The organism is Shewanella denitrificans OS217 (assembly GCF_000013765.1).
GTDB classification, from domain to species: domain Bacteria; phylum Pseudomonadota; class Gammaproteobacteria; order Enterobacterales; family Shewanellaceae; genus Shewanella; species Shewanella denitrificans.
This window is the reverse complement of sequence record NC_007954.1, coordinates 4,288,676-4,305,882: the sequence shown is the minus strand read 5'-3', so window position 1 is coordinate 4,305,882 and position 17,207 is coordinate 4,288,676. Positions and strand designations below refer to the sequence as shown.

17 protein-coding genes are annotated in these 17,207 nt (G+C 39.2%); 13 read left to right on the top strand and 4 right to left on the bottom strand.

Annotation, left to right across the window (positions count from 1 at the left end):
• Window positions 1-303: 303 nt before the first annotated feature.
• The 11 genes from SDEN_RS18670 (at window position 304) to SDEN_RS18620 (ending at window position 11,603) form a co-directional block, all read left to right on the top strand.
• Window positions 304-1,752 carry a DUF2235 domain-containing protein gene (locus SDEN_RS18670; protein WP_011498005.1) on the top strand — a complete coding sequence of 483 codons (1,449 nt, stop codon included), beginning with the start codon at window positions 304-306 and terminating at the stop codon, window positions 1,750-1,752.
• Between the two features lie 178 nt (window positions 1,753-1,930).
• Window positions 1,931-2,791: a hypothetical protein gene (locus tag SDEN_RS18665; protein WP_011498004.1), complete on the top strand. Its 861-nt coding sequence runs from the start codon at window positions 1,931-1,933 to the stop codon at window positions 2,789-2,791.
• A 59-nt stretch (window positions 2,792-2,850) separates the two neighbouring features.
• On the top strand, window positions 2,851-3,792 hold the full coding sequence (locus SDEN_RS18660; protein WP_011496017.1) for an IS30-like element ISSde3 family transposase: 942 nt from the start codon (window positions 2,851-2,853) through the stop codon (window positions 3,790-3,792).
• A 90-nt stretch (window positions 3,793-3,882) separates the two neighbouring features.
• Complete coding sequence (locus tag SDEN_RS18655; RefSeq protein ID WP_232279911.1) at window positions 3,883-4,380, top strand: tyrosine-type recombinase/integrase; 498 nt, start codon at window positions 3,883-3,885, stop codon at window positions 4,378-4,380.
• Window positions 4,343-6,082 (top strand): hypothetical protein, encoded by a 1,740-nt coding sequence (locus SDEN_RS18650; RefSeq protein ID WP_041405902.1) that lies wholly within the window; start codon window positions 4,343-4,345, stop codon window positions 6,080-6,082. Before SDEN_RS18655 ends, SDEN_RS18650 begins: the two co-directional genes overlap by 38 nt.
• A gap of 7 nt (window positions 6,083-6,089) precedes the next feature.
• Window positions 6,090-7,331 (top strand): hypothetical protein, encoded by a 1,242-nt coding sequence (locus SDEN_RS20910; RefSeq protein ID WP_011498001.1) that lies wholly within the window; start codon window positions 6,090-6,092, stop codon window positions 7,329-7,331.
• A 12-nt stretch (window positions 7,332-7,343) separates the two neighbouring features.
• Window positions 7,344-8,213, top strand: a complete 870-nt coding sequence (locus SDEN_RS20905) for a hypothetical protein (protein WP_011498000.1) — start codon at window positions 7,344-7,346, stop codon at window positions 8,211-8,213.
• Window positions 8,210-8,650, top strand: coding sequence for a hypothetical protein (locus SDEN_RS18640; protein ID WP_011497999.1), 441 nt, complete (start codon window positions 8,210-8,212; stop codon window positions 8,648-8,650). The genes SDEN_RS20905 and SDEN_RS18640 overlap by 4 nt, the downstream gene beginning before the upstream one ends.
• Before the next feature lie 114 nt (window positions 8,651-8,764).
• Complete coding sequence (locus tag SDEN_RS18635) at window positions 8,765-9,025, top strand: hypothetical protein (protein ID WP_011497998.1); 261 nt, start codon at window positions 8,765-8,767, stop codon at window positions 9,023-9,025.
• A 433-nt stretch (window positions 9,026-9,458) separates the two neighbouring features.
• Window positions 9,459-10,388, top strand: a complete 930-nt coding sequence (locus tag SDEN_RS18625) for a TIR domain-containing protein (RefSeq protein ID WP_198134611.1) — start codon at window positions 9,459-9,461, stop codon at window positions 10,386-10,388.
• Between the two features lie 174 nt (window positions 10,389-10,562).
• Window positions 10,563-11,603, top strand: a complete 1,041-nt coding sequence (locus SDEN_RS18620; protein WP_011497995.1) for an IS481-like element ISSde2 family transposase — start codon at window positions 10,563-10,565, stop codon at window positions 11,601-11,603.
• A 97-nt stretch (window positions 11,604-11,700) separates the two neighbouring features.
• Here SDEN_RS18620 and SDEN_RS18615 read toward each other — a convergent pair whose 3' ends face one another.
• The 4 genes from SDEN_RS18615 to SDEN_RS18600 all read right to left on the bottom strand — a co-directional run bounded on the left by SDEN_RS18615 (window position 11,701) and on the right by SDEN_RS18600 (window position 14,631).
• Window positions 11,701-12,351: a hypothetical protein gene (locus SDEN_RS18615; protein WP_011497994.1), complete on the bottom strand. Its 651-nt coding sequence runs from the start codon at window positions 12,349-12,351 to the stop codon at window positions 11,701-11,703.
• A gap of 2 nt (window positions 12,352-12,353) precedes the next feature.
• Window positions 12,354-13,517 carry a toll/interleukin-1 receptor domain-containing protein gene (locus tag SDEN_RS18610; RefSeq protein ID WP_011497993.1) on the bottom strand — a complete coding sequence of 388 codons (1,164 nt, stop codon included), beginning with the start codon at window positions 13,515-13,517 and terminating at the stop codon, window positions 12,354-12,356.
• 1 nt (window position 13,518) lies between these two features.
• Window positions 13,519-14,007: a TIR domain-containing protein gene (locus SDEN_RS18605; RefSeq protein ID WP_011497992.1), complete on the bottom strand. Its 489-nt coding sequence runs from the start codon at window positions 14,005-14,007 to the stop codon at window positions 13,519-13,521.
• Window positions 14,008-14,097: 90 nt separating this feature from the next.
• Complete coding sequence (locus tag SDEN_RS18600) at window positions 14,098-14,631, bottom strand: toll/interleukin-1 receptor domain-containing protein (protein WP_011497991.1); 534 nt, start codon at window positions 14,629-14,631, stop codon at window positions 14,098-14,100.
• Between the two features lie 444 nt (window positions 14,632-15,075).
• Between SDEN_RS18600 and SDEN_RS18595 the strand changes: the two genes are divergently transcribed.
• Window positions 15,076-15,765, top strand: a complete 690-nt coding sequence (locus SDEN_RS18595) for a HupE/UreJ family protein (RefSeq protein WP_011497990.1) — start codon at window positions 15,076-15,078, stop codon at window positions 15,763-15,765.
• A gap of 13 nt (window positions 15,766-15,778) precedes the next feature.
• On the top strand, window positions 15,779-16,387 hold the full coding sequence (locus SDEN_RS18590; RefSeq protein ID WP_011497989.1) for a hypothetical protein: 609 nt from the start codon (window positions 15,779-15,781) through the stop codon (window positions 16,385-16,387).
• Window positions 16,388-17,207: the final 820 nt, after the last annotated feature.

Here is a 17,207-nt window from a genome sequence, read left to right as displayed (position 1 = left end):
TCTGGCCTTTTATCTCATGAAGTTTATTTCGATATCTCACATCAACATGATTGCCTAGAGATGGAAGTTCACTTAAAATTCTTCTGACTGCATATTGTATGAATGATAATGTAGATATTTTCCTATACATACGATATGTGCCAGATTTTATTTATTTTTTCTATATTATGCAACCACATCCATTAACATTCTACTTTATACACCAATTAAAACATGGACTAGCATCATTTGATGTAAAAATATTTATCTGCAGATTAAATTCATATTTAAGAATCGGTTATATGACAATGAAATTCAGGACTTATGATGCATAATACTTATAAAAAAATTCCTCCGATTTTATACGCGCTCATATTTATAATTTTTTTTACATCGTGCTCAAACTTCATTTCAGGCGAAACACCATTACCTTTGCCTTATGAAGAAAGAGAGTTTATTAAATTATCTAAGCTAGTATCAACAATCCCTAACATTACCTATTCAAGCGGTGAGAGAAACATAAAATTCTATGTAGTGGCTTTCGATGGCACGCAAAATAATCAGTACGATTTTGATAAAAATTCAGAACGTGAAACTATTGTGGCCTACTTGTACAATTCCCTCCCAAAAAACTATCAGGGAAATTATTATTTCGGGCCTGGATACAAAGACATTATAGATTCTGTGCTGTGTACTACATGCGTAAGTAAGGCTGAGACAGCAATTAAAGACATAAAAAAGAAGATATCAAATGAATGGGGAGGCATCCCGAATCTTGAAGTTAGAGTTATTGTCTTAGGCTTTAGTAGAGGTGCAGCAATTGGACGACACTTTATGAATTTATTAGATGAGAATTTCCAAACAAGCCTATTAGCATCTATAACGTCTACAGAGCCTTTAGTTAGAACTACCGCAATAATGTTCGATACGGTTCCGACAAGTGTATCAGATAAACTTCAATTATCTATTTCAGAATCTACTGACTACTTTATACATATAATAGCAAAAAATGAAAGAAGAGACTTATTTTATGGTGTAAAAGACTATGATCCAAACTTCATTACACTACCCATTATATATGATGAAACTGAATTTCACACATGTTCAAAAAGTGAAGTAAAGTCATCAAGTAGACTTTTTCAAATCGAACTACCTGGTTCCCACTCAGATATAGGCTCCTCATATAAAAATGGCATTGGCACGCTTTATCGTAATTATGGGTTGTTTATACTCTCCAGTCTTGGATTAATCCATGAAAATCAATTTCAGATCGAAGAGTCATTTTATTCACAAGGATATCATGATTCTCGAGGATATATTGACATAACTAAATCAGCAATTTTTGGAGAGAGACCAATTAGAAAGTATATAAATATATATTCAAAACCACTAATACCAGAAGAGATAGTACTATTGAATGAAAGATTGAACTCTATGTATCTTTCTTCCGCACATAGTTTCATCACTGACACAAAAGAAATACGGCCTATTGTTTTTGATGTATTTAAGAAAAATAATGAATTAACAATCATAGATAATCATAGTGGCATTAAAAGAAGTGACATTAGCTACAGTTATGCAGATGCTTCACATACAATTAAATATCGCTTCAATGATTCAAATAAAGCATCATTAGTAACGATCCATAAAAATATTTGGGAGCAAATTCCAAACAACGAAATGTCAAGAATTGAAATCATTTTGCTAAAGAATGGCAACGTCAACAACCTGTATTTTTACATAAACTGCAAACGTGTACTCGAATATCACTGAGATCTAATGATGATTATTAAATAATCATTAGGTAGATTTCACCCCAAAGAGCCCACTGTAAACGATAAACCTCATTTGCAAGCGCTCAAACTGCCCAAATTGGTACATTACAGGCCTTAGGATCTCGATAGCAGTAGCAGATACTGGATGAACCAACAGTTATTACAAAGTTCATCCCGTGGCTTACTTGATCAAATCAGACGACGTGCATATTGGTGGTGAAATCATCACTGAAACAGACCCTATAGAGTTTCTGCATGGCCGAAATCTAGGGTCATTGCCAACTATTTATGACCAAAATTGGGGATATGTTGCACCAGTAAATCACTGGTTCATTCATCTTAAAGCGAACAAACGCCTCGAAAACCTGAGTTCTTATGCAAGAGCGCTTTTGCATTATTGGAATTTTCTTGAATCAGAAAAGTTAACCTGGGACGCCTTCCCCTTAGCAAAGGGTTTAAAGCCTACATATCGATATAGGAATGACAAGCTTCTCAAGAGCGTTAAAGCTGGTGAGCTGGCATACTCAACTGCAAACACGTATATGACCCATGTCGTCCAGTTTTATTTATGGGCAGCACATGAACGTTATTACCACATCAGCGAGAAACACAAGCCCTTCGAAATCGAATTTGTACGAATACAGAGAAGCGACATGCTGGCTCATATGATGCCTAAATTTCTGGTCCAAACTACAGATTTGCGCATCAGAACGCCAAGGGATGCAACCAGCAATAATATTCGGGGGCTAAAGCCCTTAACTCAAACTGCACTCACTCATTTAGCTCTGCATTTACGTAACACACCTTGCGAATTTAGGCTGATCTGTTTGCTCGCAGCTCAATGCGGCTTACGTATCCAAGAAGCGTCAGGATTGACTTTGACCGCACTAGAGCAATCGGTTCAACGCTCAGGTTCTATAACTCATTTCGAGTTAACAATAGGACCAAGTAATGGTGTACCTACAAAATACAATAAAACTCGAACTATTGAGACCCGAATTCAGATAATAACTGCGACACTCTTAATTGAGGCGTAGAAGAAGCCAACTGCTGAAAGTGGTAGGCTTTATCTCGCCAAAGAAAAAAGAGTATCACTATGAGTTATCAGCAGTTGACTGAGGGAAGAAGATATCAGATTTCAGTCCTTTTAGACCAGGGTATTTCGATAACTTTGATTGCAAAAGCTATCAATTGTCATCGTGCGACTGTCTATCGAGAACTAAAACGTTGTCATGCCCTGCAGGGTTATTGTCCTGACAGCGCTCAAGCCAGTGCGTGTAAGATGCGGCGTCATTCAGCCAAATATACGATCCCCGATACAAGAATAAACGTCGTCCGCTTCCTACTGCAACATGATTGGAGCCCAGAGCAGATTTCACGGGTGTTATCGGGCATGAACCAAGCGGTTAGTCATGAATGGATTTACCGCTTTGTGGCAAGAAATAAACGTCAAGGCGGCAAGCTATATCGCCACCTACGGCAGGGTCATAAGCGCTATCGCAGAGGTAAAAAAGAGAAAGCGCCAGCGATTAAAAATGGTACCTCTATCGACTCTAGACCTGCCATCGTTGATACCCGTGAGCGTTTTGGTGATTGGGAAATCGATACCGTATTAGGCAAGCATGGGACAGGTTCAATCGTGACAATTTTAGAGCGAAAGACCCGTTTTTATTTAATAAAGAAAGTGGCCTCAAAATCTGCTGAAGATGTGACTAAAGCGACTATCGAATTATTGATGCCCTATAAGCAATATGTGCACACTATAACTGCCGATAATGGTCGTGAATTCGCTCATCATGAAGTCATAGCCAACGCGCTAGATACCTCGTTTTACTTTGCTCATCCGTATAGTTCTTGGGAACGTGGCGCCAATGAAAATGCCAACGGTTTATTAAGGCAGTATGTAAAAAAAGGGACTGACTTAAGGACAGTAAGCGACGCCATCATCTTATTTGCCCAGAACAGGATTAATTACAGACCTAAGAAATGTTTGAAGTTTAAGCAGCCAGCTGTTGTGTTTAAACAATTAGCCGCTTAATTTGGTAAGTGTCGCACTTCGGAGTTGAATTCGGGGATAACAAGTCGCCTTTTATCAGATTTGAAAACTTATGCCATTAGTGAGCGGCGAATGTGCCGACTTGACAAACTTCTTAGCAAAATTGAGTTCCACAAAGGCATCAATGACATAAAAAAATCCCACTCTGTTCATGTCTCAAAGGAAAAACTCGACGCCCTGACCACAGCCCAGCGAAACGAACCCTTATTTATTAGCCAACAAGGTAATCCATACGACCCAAACACGATAGGCTCTCGCTTTGGAGAAGTTCGCCGCTCAATAATTAAGTCAGGAATACAATTTGAGCATAAGTTTCATGATCTTAGATGTAGTTATGCAACCTACCGACTACATAGCCTACTTGAAGCAGGTATTGAGCCTGCGAATGCACTGAGCTTACTGATGGGGTGGATGGGACATAAGAATGAATCCACGACATGGAAGTACTTGCAGTACCTCAAAAGAAAAGAAGCGTTAAAAGAGAAGATATCTGTACTAGACAGCATTATGCACCAAGCATTAGAGGAAGCTAATGAGCAAGACGTTGAAATTAATAGCCCCCTGGGTTGAACATCTTTGTATTCCCATACGAAACGGGGCAAACGCACATACACTCTTAGACTTTAATCGATTCAGGTATCGTGGGGTACCTAAAACGCATGAAATAAAGCTGGGAAATGTTCAGCTATTAGACCGTGATGATATAGCACAGAAACTGTTTATCACAATTACGGGCAGGGAAGATGCTTCACCAGCAACCAAAGGTAACGCATTCACCGCAGCTAGAAGACACTTTACGTTTTGTGATACGCAAACTCCCCCGCTTCAACCGCTATCGGAAATGGCATATGTTAAAGAGCTAGAATATAACTCCATTCGTCAGCGAAGAGGAGAAATCAAAGATAGTACAGAAAGCAGGCTACGGGCTGATTTATCATCCTTATTCCAGTGGCTAGATCTCCCGGTTCGGAACATTTATCCACAACGGCTTCGATCGGGCCGCACTCAAACAGAGCCAACTCGCGGCTATAGCGATGCAGATCTAAAACAACTGCTTCCGTTGCTAAGAAGTATTTTTAAGCAATTGTACCAGCAATTTATTACCGACCCAGAATTTCATATTCAAGCAAGTTCGAACGTTCACACAATGATTTTTTCTTGGAAGGGGAAAGATTATCCAGTAGCCGGTGGAGCATCAAAGATTTTTTATGCCGCAACATTCCTTCTAAGTTATTACACGTGGAGTAACAGCACCGTCCTATATAGTTTAAGACGCCCACAAACTAGTACACACGTCATATCAAGTAATTGGTATCAAATGCCAGCATTTAAACGAAGGGCGTTTAAAACTATCACTGTAGAGCTAGGGGATCATAACAAGCTAGAAATTCCTAAGTATGCAACCCAGTTTTTTGACCAATTAATGACTGTCTCAAAACTGGTCGATCCTAATCCTGATGGTTTGCTGTTACCGGCTTACAGCTACCGAAAAAGAAAAGTTCAGATGATGAGCGGATGCCTGCTCAATGGCTTCAAAGCAAATTGGTTAACTAAATATTTCCCGATGACTGATGAACGAGGAGACGTATTATGGCCAACACCGAGGAGATTCAGAGCAACGGGTAGTCATTTAACTTTGGCACTAAAAGGCACACTGGAGGCTGCGATTCTTCTGGATAACACACCTAGGACTATCGCCCTCGCATATTCAAGTGGAAACCCTCATGAAAACGATCTGATGAACCGTGATACAAGCCAAACTTTGGAACAGATCGTTCGCGACAGACAAGGTGTGGAGTCAGCAAAACAAAAGGTCAGAGAGACACAAAAAGTGGAAGTACTTGCCTATGAAGCGTACATCCGACGAGCATCTCCTCCCATTCGTAGTGCTCACGGCAGTTATTGCAAAGAGCCGATGGGAGCAATGGCTGAGAAGTTTACATCAAGAGCACGAGCACATGGGCTCATAACTGAAAGTGAAAATCTAGCATGTGCCGATTTAATCAAATGTTGGAGCTGCGGACATCAAGTGCTTGTCGAATCGGTAACTGATTTATGGTGTGCTCTTAGTTTTCGCGAATGCATTGAAGAATCGGCATGCCTGCATATAGATAATGCTCATTATCAGAAAAATTTTGGCGAAGCCTTAGCAAAGATTGACCTCCGCTTAAAACAATTAAGCCCCAAAGTTGTACAGCAAGCCAGAAGAAAATTAGCAGATGAAGGTCGTCATCCCCTGTGGATGGATATAGATAGTGTCAATATTAGCTGAGGACAAAATGAAACCACTATTACATTTGCCAATTGAAACGCCTAGTTCACTCAATCTTTACACCCAAGAAGTGGAACGATTAGTCAAAGAGCGTAACTGGGACAAATTGAGCCAAGTACCTGTATGCATAGATCAACATCAAATATTAAGAGCATACTTTGGTCAAAATCGCTGGGATTGTAGCCCATATGCCTCGGATAAAGGCAGTGATAAAAACCAAAGAGAATTTGATTTTTCTTATTTAGCTGACTCTCCTAACTTACTTCTTGAAGCAAAACTCATAGCCTATGGCTGGTTATACGAACAAGGGCATTGTTTGGGACAAAAATGTAAATTATCCACTTTAACATCTAGATTTAATATCGGATTAAAAAAATCGTTAGTCAGCTTAAAAAATAACGGGGCCAATAGTTTTAGCGAATTAAACAACCACGATGTCTGGCAAAATTTTGAAATGGATTTGCAAAATGAGTCATTAAGTAAACGCACGCTTGAACTTGCTTTCACCGCTCTTCAATCTGTGGAAAGGCTGAATCCATGGCTTCCTTTTGAGTTATTGCTACCAAATACCAATTATAAACAGTTAGCGAGCAAGTTGGCAGATCAAGAAAAATTAGAGCATAGACAAGCACTCGCCATACCACAATATTTAGTGAACCTACTTTACGGCCAAGCTGTCAGTGATGTAGAAAAAGCATGGCCACATAGGACAAAACTCGCCCAACTCGAACGCGATTTACAATCAAACTATGATATTGGCCGTGCAGCAGTAGACTATAAGCTAGCCATCGGTAGATGGAAGTGGCTTTATGATGTGGAAGGCAGGCTTAATAGCAAAAAATACGTTGAGGAAATCAACAAAGCGACTCCTCGTTCGCAATCTGAAATCATCATGGAACATCTTGGTGGAACAGGATTACTACCAGATAATAGTGTTGATGGGAACTGGCTATTTACATGGCGAGCGAATCTTCAAGCTGCTTGTTTTGTATGTTGTGGCGCATTCAGCGGGATGAGAGTTAGCGAACTGTTTGAACTCCATGAAGATAGTTTTCGCACTTACTCTATCAACGGACAAATATTTCACTCTATATCAGCAGCAACGCATAAGCTTGCTGCTGGTAGAAAAAAAGAAGAGTGGCTCACCAGCCCTATCGTAGAAAAAGCCATATCGCTCGCAATTTCATTAAGTGCATGTGCCCGTGAACAATTGGTAAAACTTGCAGCGCATAGTAGCGATCCTGGGTAAGTTGATAAATTATTGGAAATATCAAGTAACTTATGGCTTAGCCAAGCACAACGGAAAAACTTGCCAATCCTCATATCTCGCACAAAATGGAACGACAAACTAAAAAACTATGCAAAAAGAGTTGGTGCAATCGTTGATGAAAAAGCATTGTCCGAATGCCGCCAACTCAATCCCAAGAATGGCGGGGCCATAGAAGACAAAGTTAAACTGGGTAAACCCTGGCCTTTCCTCACACATCAATTTCGACGTACTTTTGCATGTTTTGCTGTCCGCAACGGACTGGGCCACCCTATATCCATTAAGCAACAATTCAAACATATCCATGTTCGCATGAGTGAATGGTATAGCAATGGCGCAATCGAATCCCGCCTACAGGATATAAAGGTAGACAGTGAGCTAATTAACTTGCTCAACGAAGTAAAACTTGAACAAACAACGGCGCACTTTGATAAATGGTTCAATGGTGATGAAAAGCTAACGGGAAGCTTTGGTAAGGCTATTGTCGCCATGCGTGACGACAAACCTGTGATCTATAGCAACTGGGATAGCTTGTATCGATTGGTTAAAGAAAAACGGTTAACTTTACATGGCACCCTACATAGCTATTGTAAAAATGGCTATGAATGTGATATGGATGGGGTAATAAATGCCGCATTCTGCGTTGATTGCCGTGGCGGAGGTAGCGTCGTGGATGATAAAAAGGCGTCGTGGTGGCAAAAGAAACATCAAGCGTTGAGTAGCTATCTGAAGCAGCAATCCGATGTCAGCCATTCAGAGTATGCTCACTGTATTACACAAATTCGAGCTGCCGAGAAAGTATTGAATGATTTTGGACTGAAATTTGAAAAATATCAGCACCCATTACAGGTTATCGATTTATGAAAAAGTCAGAAAATACACTTCTCAAGCTTGAAGCAGCTTTGCAACGAATCATCGAACGAAAAACCAAACGAATACCCGATCACCGCAAATTATCGGTTCGAGCTGTAGAGGAAGAAGCCGGATTGGGAAATGGCAGTTGTTATTACTATCCAGATTTCAAGCTCAGAGTTCAATCAGAAGCACAAAAACTAAAGTGCCTTACGCCTGATACAGCAGTTCAGTCCGACGTCGAGATTTTGAGAGAAAAGCGCAACCAAGAAAGAAAGGTAAAAATTCAGTATCGTGAAAAAGTTGCTGTATTGAACCAAAGATTAACTTCAATGGCAGCAGAACATCATCAACTAAGTCATGCTCTAAGGAGTGCACTTTCACGTATTGAAGATCTTGAACTTCAGATAGTTGAGCTCAAACAGAGCCAGATTGTGAGAATCAAGTGATTGTATACCTGAGCTAGTTTTACTGCCCTTTGCTGGCTAAACTAGCCAAACAAACAGAGCCAAGAAAACTTTCACATGTGAAAGTTTTCCTGCTTAACCTCAAAGGCAGAGAAGATGGGTAGAAAACTTGAAGACATCATTGCAGAGCAGCCTCAAGAGGTCGTTTACGCAGCCGAAGAGATAGCGTCGAAGCAGTTGATTCAGCTTCGTCTGATGGAGCTACTCAAGCGTATCGGTGCTGATGCAAGTTACCAAATTGATAGCTGTACTATCGATAGCCTACAGCAGTTGAAACAAATTGTTGAATCAGGCGGAGGAAAAATCCGCCTTCATATTGAACTACCAGACGGCTTAAGTCATGGTGTTAAATTGTGATTATATTATATGTGTGAGTTTTTCAAGTAGATTCAATCATGTTATGAATGACATTAACAAGCTGAAATCAAAGGCTCCAGCATGAATAATTACAACTCATCTGAATTGTATTAATATCCAGTTTAGCGGCGACCATAAGGCTGTAAAAAATAATAGGAATTAAATTTTACCGAATAAGGATATCAATTATGGGAAGCGTTCAAAGAAAAACAAACAAATATCTCGAGTTGTATCGTAAAAAATTTAGAAAAAAGGTAAGAACTGTTTTGTCATTCACGCCACCGGGAATTAAAAAGAACGATTTTATCAAGTTGTTCTCTGAAATATATCCTGATGACATTATTAGCATGGAGAAAAACTTTAGATTTTACCAAGAAAAAAACAGACGACGAAGAAGGGGAAAGCCTCTTTTTTTCCAAACCCATCAGATCTATTGTATAGTTTAGCTAAACCCAAGTTAAATGATATTTGTGAGCGGGAATTTGATTTATTCCAAGCTCAGATGGCGAAAGAAGAAGCTCTGGCAGAAGCCCAATTAGATAGTAATAGAAAGAAAATACAGTACAGAAACAACAATATATCAACACAATTCGTCACTCCTAAATATATTAGCCTGCTTATTGAAAAGTATTGGCACGAAAAAAATAAATTTCGTAGACTTTTAATAGTTATCGAATGCAGCAAGTACAAAAATGAAAGTACTATTTTTTTCTTTAGACAGGTGATGAGTGGCGAAAAGGATTGGTTTATACGAAATTATTGTTTAAGGATACTTCAACGATTTGATGAAGTTGTATATCTTCCACCAAAAGGAAAAGGGGCGCAAGAAAAATACAACACCTTAGTAAAGCATTTCGGTTGCGACTATAAGGAAGATATAGGAAGGACTCCTGAAGATATTGTGAAGGAATTATATGAAAATGATTACATAGAACATGCAAAATATTTCGATGCATTCATATCTCATGCAGTTTCAAATGCAGATATGGTTGATGAATTTGTATTTAAATTAAATTCATTAGGGCTTGTCGCTTTCGTTGACTGGAAAAGCGATAGACAAGATTTAAATAGGAGTAAACTTAGTCATTATACACCAACAATACTAGAACTTAGAATGAGGCAATCAAAAAACCTGATTCTAATTCGGACCAAGGAGTCAGATTTATCTAGTTGGGTAACTTGGGAAATTAATTACTTTTCTAAACTAGGGAAAAAAATTGCAGTTCTAAACTTGGACAATGAACATGGTAAACCACATGAATTAATCGACACCTATCCAACAGTGCGAATTATAGATGGCAATATTCTTGTATTTAACAAAAGCAAACAGCACAAGTTGGTAGACTGGATAAATGAAAGTTAATCATACGCGTAAAATAGTGTGTCAGCTTATACCTTAAACATTATTTGTAGTGCATCTAACAATCATCAGCTGTATTAGTCTCGACTTGATCTGACATTCAACTTGAAAAAGTGAGAGTTACCCGTTTTGATAAAGGTGTCGAATCTTTTAATCAAAACCAAAAAGGTAACTCTCATGTTTCATACTAACAATCCAATCATTAAACACAAAGCAGGTTTACTCAATTTAGCTGAAGAGCTAGGTAATGTATCTCGAGCATGTAAAGTTATGGGGGTCTCTAGAGACACATTTTATCGCTATCAAGAGCTTGTTGAAGATGGTGGTATTGACGCTTTAATCGAAAGAACACGCAGAACACCCAATCTAAAAAACCGAGTTGATGAAGCAACCGAACAGTCAGTAATTAAATATGCTATCGACTTCCCTGCTCATGGCCAGCATAGAACCAGTAATGAACTACGCAAGCTTGGTGTTTTTGTATCGGGCAGTGGTGTTCGCTCTATTTGGCTTCGTCATAGCCTAGAGAATTTTAAGAAACGGCTCAAAGCTTTAGAAGATAAGGTCGCTAATGACGGGATTATACTCACTGATGCGCAAGTTGCAGCTCTTGAAAAGAAAAAGCATGATGATGAAGCGTGTGGTGAGATAGAAACCCATCATCCTGGGTATCTTGGTTCTCAAGACACCTTCTATGTCGGCAATTTAAAAGGTGTCGGTAGGATATACCAACAAACCTTTGTTGATACTTACAGCAAGGTAGCATTTGCCAAGCTTTACACGACTAAAACACCAATCACAGCGGCCGATGTACTTAACGATAAAGTCCTGCCTTATTTCGAGCACCACGAGCTTCCAATGCTTCGAATATTAACGGATAGAGGAACAGAATACTGTGGTCGAGTGGAGCATCATGATTACCAGTTATATCTGGCAATTAATGATATCGATCATACAAAAACAAAGGCAATGTCACCTCAGACCAATGGCATTTGTGAGCGATTTCATAAGACAATTTTAAATGAGTTTTATCAAGTCACTTTCCGCAAAAAGTTATATGACAATTTAGAAGTGCTGCAAAAAGATCTAGACGAATGGATGAATTACTACAACAATGATCGAACTCATCAAGGGAAAGTGTGTTGCGGAAGAACTCCGCTTGAAACATTGCTTGATGGGAAACGAATTTGGGCTGAGAAAAATTTAGCTCAAATCTAAACTGACAGGCACCATTTAAAATGGGTAACTGTCAGATCAAGTCTGAGCTAGTACACATCAGCACTACAATAGTTCTCTTAAATTAGATCGATAAGCCTTAGTCAGGTTTCCAGTAGCGCTCTTCCATCTCGACTGGTTGAATCTCAGGACTAGTAAACCTTTCTTCTTTTGTTGAGATACCTAACCTATTATGAAAGAGTCTAACATAATCTAAATCATTATAAAGATCACTATCTAGTGGTTCATTCATAAGCTCTGCTAGTTTTAATGTAGCGCCGCCTGTCGAGATAACTGGTACAATATCTTTATTTGGTTGAAATTTCTGAAAAAGGTTGAACTCATCAATAACCCCTCCCATTCCGCCAATAAAAACAGCAGCTTTGAAATTATTATCTGCGAACATTAGCTCTCTCATGTGAAGCAAGCTTTTCTCAAGATTATTTTCTATGTTTTTTGTATATACGACATTTTTAAAAATTTTATTATCTTGAGGGAACTGATCTTTAAAATATAAGGACTGATATAGTTTTACCCATTTCTCGTAGTCAAAACCCATTTCCTCCGCTACAACTTTTATCATTGGAGTTATTGCTGGATGACCTCCCCATACTAAAACTCTACGTCCCAAGGTAACATGAATTAATGCTCTAACAGCTGAAGTAATCGCTACAGAATTAGACGAATACGCAAACTCAGGAGCTCGCTTAGGATCAGGTACACTAGCAGATAAAAAAATAAAATCGTCCATGTTCAATACTCCCAACCAGCCAGCGACCAAGCTGCCTGAGTAATTTTCAACCCTCGCACAGACTTAATATTCTCATCTAACCATTGCAAATGATCAGACCAAGTTTTTCGAATTCCTATATCGTCATATACAAGAACTGGGACTCCTTTATCAGGATTTGACCGAGCCTTAATTGCAATATCATTTAAAGTCTCGGCGGTCGGAATCCCTACGACAGGATATAGCCAGAGTTTTCTATCATCAATTAAACGAATGGCAATTGCTCTATGAGCTCCAACGCCCTCAAAGCGAGCACCAATACGTTCAACATCAGCCCGAAGACGGCCTGTAATAGACATATATCTAGCCGCTATACTACGGCTTCTAATACTTTCTATTTTAAGAGAAATTTCATCTATTTTTCCAATAGTTAGTGGTCCGCTATCGTTTTCTAAGTCTTCATTTTCTAAGTAGATAGTTTCTGACAAATCTGCCATTTTATTTGGCTCATGGTTAGGCCAAACCACGCGTAATACATGAATTTCCTTAGCCCTGGCACGACCGATTTCTTCACGAGTCCATCTACTTTCGAAATAAGTAGGTGTATCTAGCATGATTAGCACATCGGAGTCACAAAGCTTATGCCAAAGAACGTCCTGAAAAGGCTCTCCAGGGCGTATATCATGAGTATCAAGGAATACATCAAATCCTTTTCTCATAAGAAGATCGTGTATCTGCAATGCAGCATCACGTGACTCAGTCCTGCGATAACTCACAAAAATTCGCCTTTGACGGCGCAGTAAGCCTACGCACTCCATCATTAATGTTGCAAGCTCTTTTATTTCTGGATCTTGTCCATTTAGACAATATCCATTTGTGGGCTGTAAAAACTTAGGAATACATATTGAAAACTGCTCCAAACTATTAACCACAGGAATTATTGGAACACTTTCAGTGAATATTGAGTGTGCAGCTTCTATATCAACCTGAGGTAGCCCTCCAAAATAAACTGCAGCAAAAGCTGAAGACCTATTTCTTTGTTTTACCGTCTCTGCATCATAGATTATAACTTGATTATCGAGTTCAAGTTCAAACTCGGAGGCCATCTGCTGAATTGAATTTATTAAACTTTGTCTTTGCTCAGGAGTAATACTACCTAAAACAGCAAACTCATAAATTCCCATCATATTAACGACCTGCTGCTTTAGCTGCTTTTTCTATCCAAGTGGCGAGATTTTTATATCCATCATCATTTACCCAATCATAGGTTTCATACATCTCTGAAAAATATGTTTTATTACCATTTTTTTCGATGTACCAATAATCTAGAGGGTTTTTACCCTTGGTATCGGCACCTTTTTGCGGGTCTTTGACACTATGAATATCTATTGCCAATATGCCTTTCTTTAGTTCGTAGCTACGTTTGATCTCATGACGTACCCACGTTCTATCATAAGTCTCAGCGCCAAATAGAACTACTGTAACAGATGTCCCCTTGAGTTGATCTTCAATCCACTGCTCGATACCACCTGAACGCCTCTTTGCTTCTTCAAACTCAGCTTTGTCATAGAAAGGTTGAGCCTCACCTCCAGGTCGAACAACCCAAGAGTTTCGAATCTGGACAACACGCCTAACATCACGCTCGTAATGAAAACTAAAGAATACTTTTCTAGCCATATATTACTCCCAAAACAATTATCAAGTTAAAAGTGCTGTTCTGGCCTCCCCCTTTAACTCAAAAGGGAATGTGAGACCTTTATTTACGTACTAATAGCTATCAGGTGATTTACCATTTAACCATTCTTTCATTGAACAAAATCCAGATTTAACGCTATTAACCCAAATAGTACCAAGTACGTCTATATATGGATAAAGTCCTAAGTACTCTTGACCAGCAAAAGAACTTTCATCGGATTTTGCAATGGGAAATATAGCAATTTTCCCATTAATTCCATCGAAATACCCGCACTCCCAAGGCATCCACTTGCTGGTAGTGGAGTTAGATGATGTTACAAAAAGTAAAGACTGGCACTGGGACATACGTTTTCGTAATGTTTCAGCGGTCTCAACATCCACAGATGAACGGTCTAACTCTTGTTCATCAATCCAGTCCACATATACTGATAAATCATGGTCTTCCAAGTATTTTTTAACCGCAAAAACTAAGTCTTTATCTCGATAGCTATGGGATAAGAAGACATCAAATTTTTCATGATCAAGGCTCCGATTAGAAGCACTTTCACAAGTAAGACTACTTTTGTTTAGGTATGACCTTAAGTCCGATTCTTTTAATAGAGCCACTGTTATCCTCTAACGGTAAGTGTTTGATAAGAAAATCTTAACAGCTGACATAACCAACTACGCATAATGCAGTATGGTTATATGTTGGTCAAATAGAAGACCACAAGAACGCGATGAAAGGTGCATCAGTCCCTTTAAATTAGAAGTATTTGCTCATGTGAGATTCTGGAAAAATGTATTATGGGATCTACATTTTTTAGGAAAAGTAGTGAAAAATCTCCATTTCCTTGAAAAAGGCTATTAACTCTTACCCTACAAGTCTTTCAAGATTTATTTCAGAATCGACTTGTGGGAGTATCGAACTACTATGCGCTGATAAGTATCAGGCTATCCGATTAGGCTAAAAGAGCACCTTTTAGCCTTTTTTATTCAAGCATTCTTTGGAGTGCTACAAAACAATAAGCAACAAATAGCAAAAACAATAAATAATAATTGGAGCTTAGGATGCACAGTAAGTGGTTTGGCTATGGACTTATCTTGGCACTGGTGGGCGTCATTGCCCCCTTTGAGGTATTCGCTCACGGGGTGGATGACAATACACGCGCCTTTTTAGAGCAAAAGATTGGGGTGCAATTTTTCCCTTTTGTGTATATCGGCGCTAAACACATGATCACAGGTTACGATCACTTGTTATTTCTAGTGGGAGTGATCTTCTTATATCGCAGCCAAGATGTGTTCTTGTATGTCACCATGTTCACCTTAGGTCACAGCACCACTTTGCTGCTAGGCGTGCTGAGCGACATTCAAGTTAATGCTTATCTTATTGATGCCATTATTGGTTTATCTGTGGTGTATAAAGGATTCGACAATTTAGGTGGCTTTAAACGCTGTTTTAATTGGCAACCCAATACCCAATGGGCGGTGTTGATTTTTGGTCTATTCCACGGCTTTGGCCTCGCGACCAAATTGCAGGAATTTGACTTACCTGAGGCAGGCTTACTCACTAACTTGTTAGCCTTTAACTTGGGCGTTGAACTCGGTCAGTTTGCCGCTCTTGGGTTCATTTTGATTGTCATCACAGCTTGGCGCAAATGGCCGTCGTTCCAACATTTTTCAACGGTAACGAATACCTTGCTAATGAGCGCCGGGTTAATCTTGATGGGTTATCAACTGACCGGCTACGCAATTAACTAACAAGAAGAAGATTATGCAACATACAGTAAGCAGTAAGACATTGATTAAAGCCTCGTTTTCGGCGGTTATCTTAGCGGCAATTGCCTTGGTGAGCTTAATTTTACCCGCAGAATACAATATAGACCCCACAGGAGTGGGCAAGGCCTTAGGCCTAACAGCGCTGGCTCAGCCAGACTCGGGCACTCAGATGCAAGCTGTATTAGATGCTAAGTCTGAAGCGTCACAGGCTTCAGCCAATGCGCCACAAAGTGATGCCGCCAAGCTTTCCGAGCACAGCATCAATGTGACTGTGCCTGCGGGACGCGGGGTGGAGTATAAGTTTTATATGGCGCAATTTGCCAAGATGGAATACCAATGGAGCACTAACACTGAAACCGCCACTGAAACCGCCACTAATAATAGCAGCCCGAGTCCGCTATATTTTGACTTACACGGCGAACCACAGGGAGACACCACAGGGTATTTTGAGAGCTACGTCATTGCCACAAGTGATGAAATGAAAGGCAGTTTTACCGCCCCTTTTGCAGGCTCCCACGGTTGGTATTGGAAAAACACCAGCGCACAAGCCGTTACCGTGCAGCTTAAGGTCAGCGGTGACTTCACCGTGATAGGGCTTAAATAACGCTAGAAGAACCGTTGCATTAAATGTCTGTATTCAAGGAGTGAATATGAAAGTAAAAATTAACAGAATTCTTAATGAAAGTGGTTATTTAAAGTATGAATCATTAGGTGGGGTAAAGATTTTTTAAAAGAAATTAGTGATAGATATTTTTTGGGATTTAAATATGACTCGAAGTCAATCGGTGGTTATCCATTAATATCATATGGGATTTTTGATAGAGAGATGTTTGAGGTTTTATCTTTAGTTGAAAAAAACGTCGAGTTTAGGCATATATTGTTTATCATATGAGTTCCCACTGAATTATGATCATGATTCTACGGGTAAGCTGATTGAAGATAAGCTTCAAGACACAATTCAGGATCTTAAAAATAAGGTTGTTGAATTTGAAAAGGTAAAAATGAAATCATCGATAATTACGAAAAGTATCTTTAAAAAAATGGATAGATTTTGTTGAGACGAGTCATTGCTCCAAATTTGACGTGTTGTTTTAATATAACTGTTTTATATTTCGCATTGCAAATTCTGAAAGAATTCTTGTTAAAGTGTTAATGAACACTAATATCAAGTTTCATTGGCTAAGTCAGGTGAGTAAATCCTATCAATTTGGACATGTCATAAGCTCCAGGTAGTATCACATCGTAGGCTTCGGCTGTGCCGTATTCAGTTATTGGGTTCTATATGAGTCAACAATTGCAATAGGCGCTAGCAGTTATCAAGTATTAATAAAAACTGGAGTGGTTATCGAGAATGAATCAAAAAAATAATGAAAACAGAATAGCGCCGTTTGTAAAATTGATCCCGGCAATGCTCCCTTTTCTTG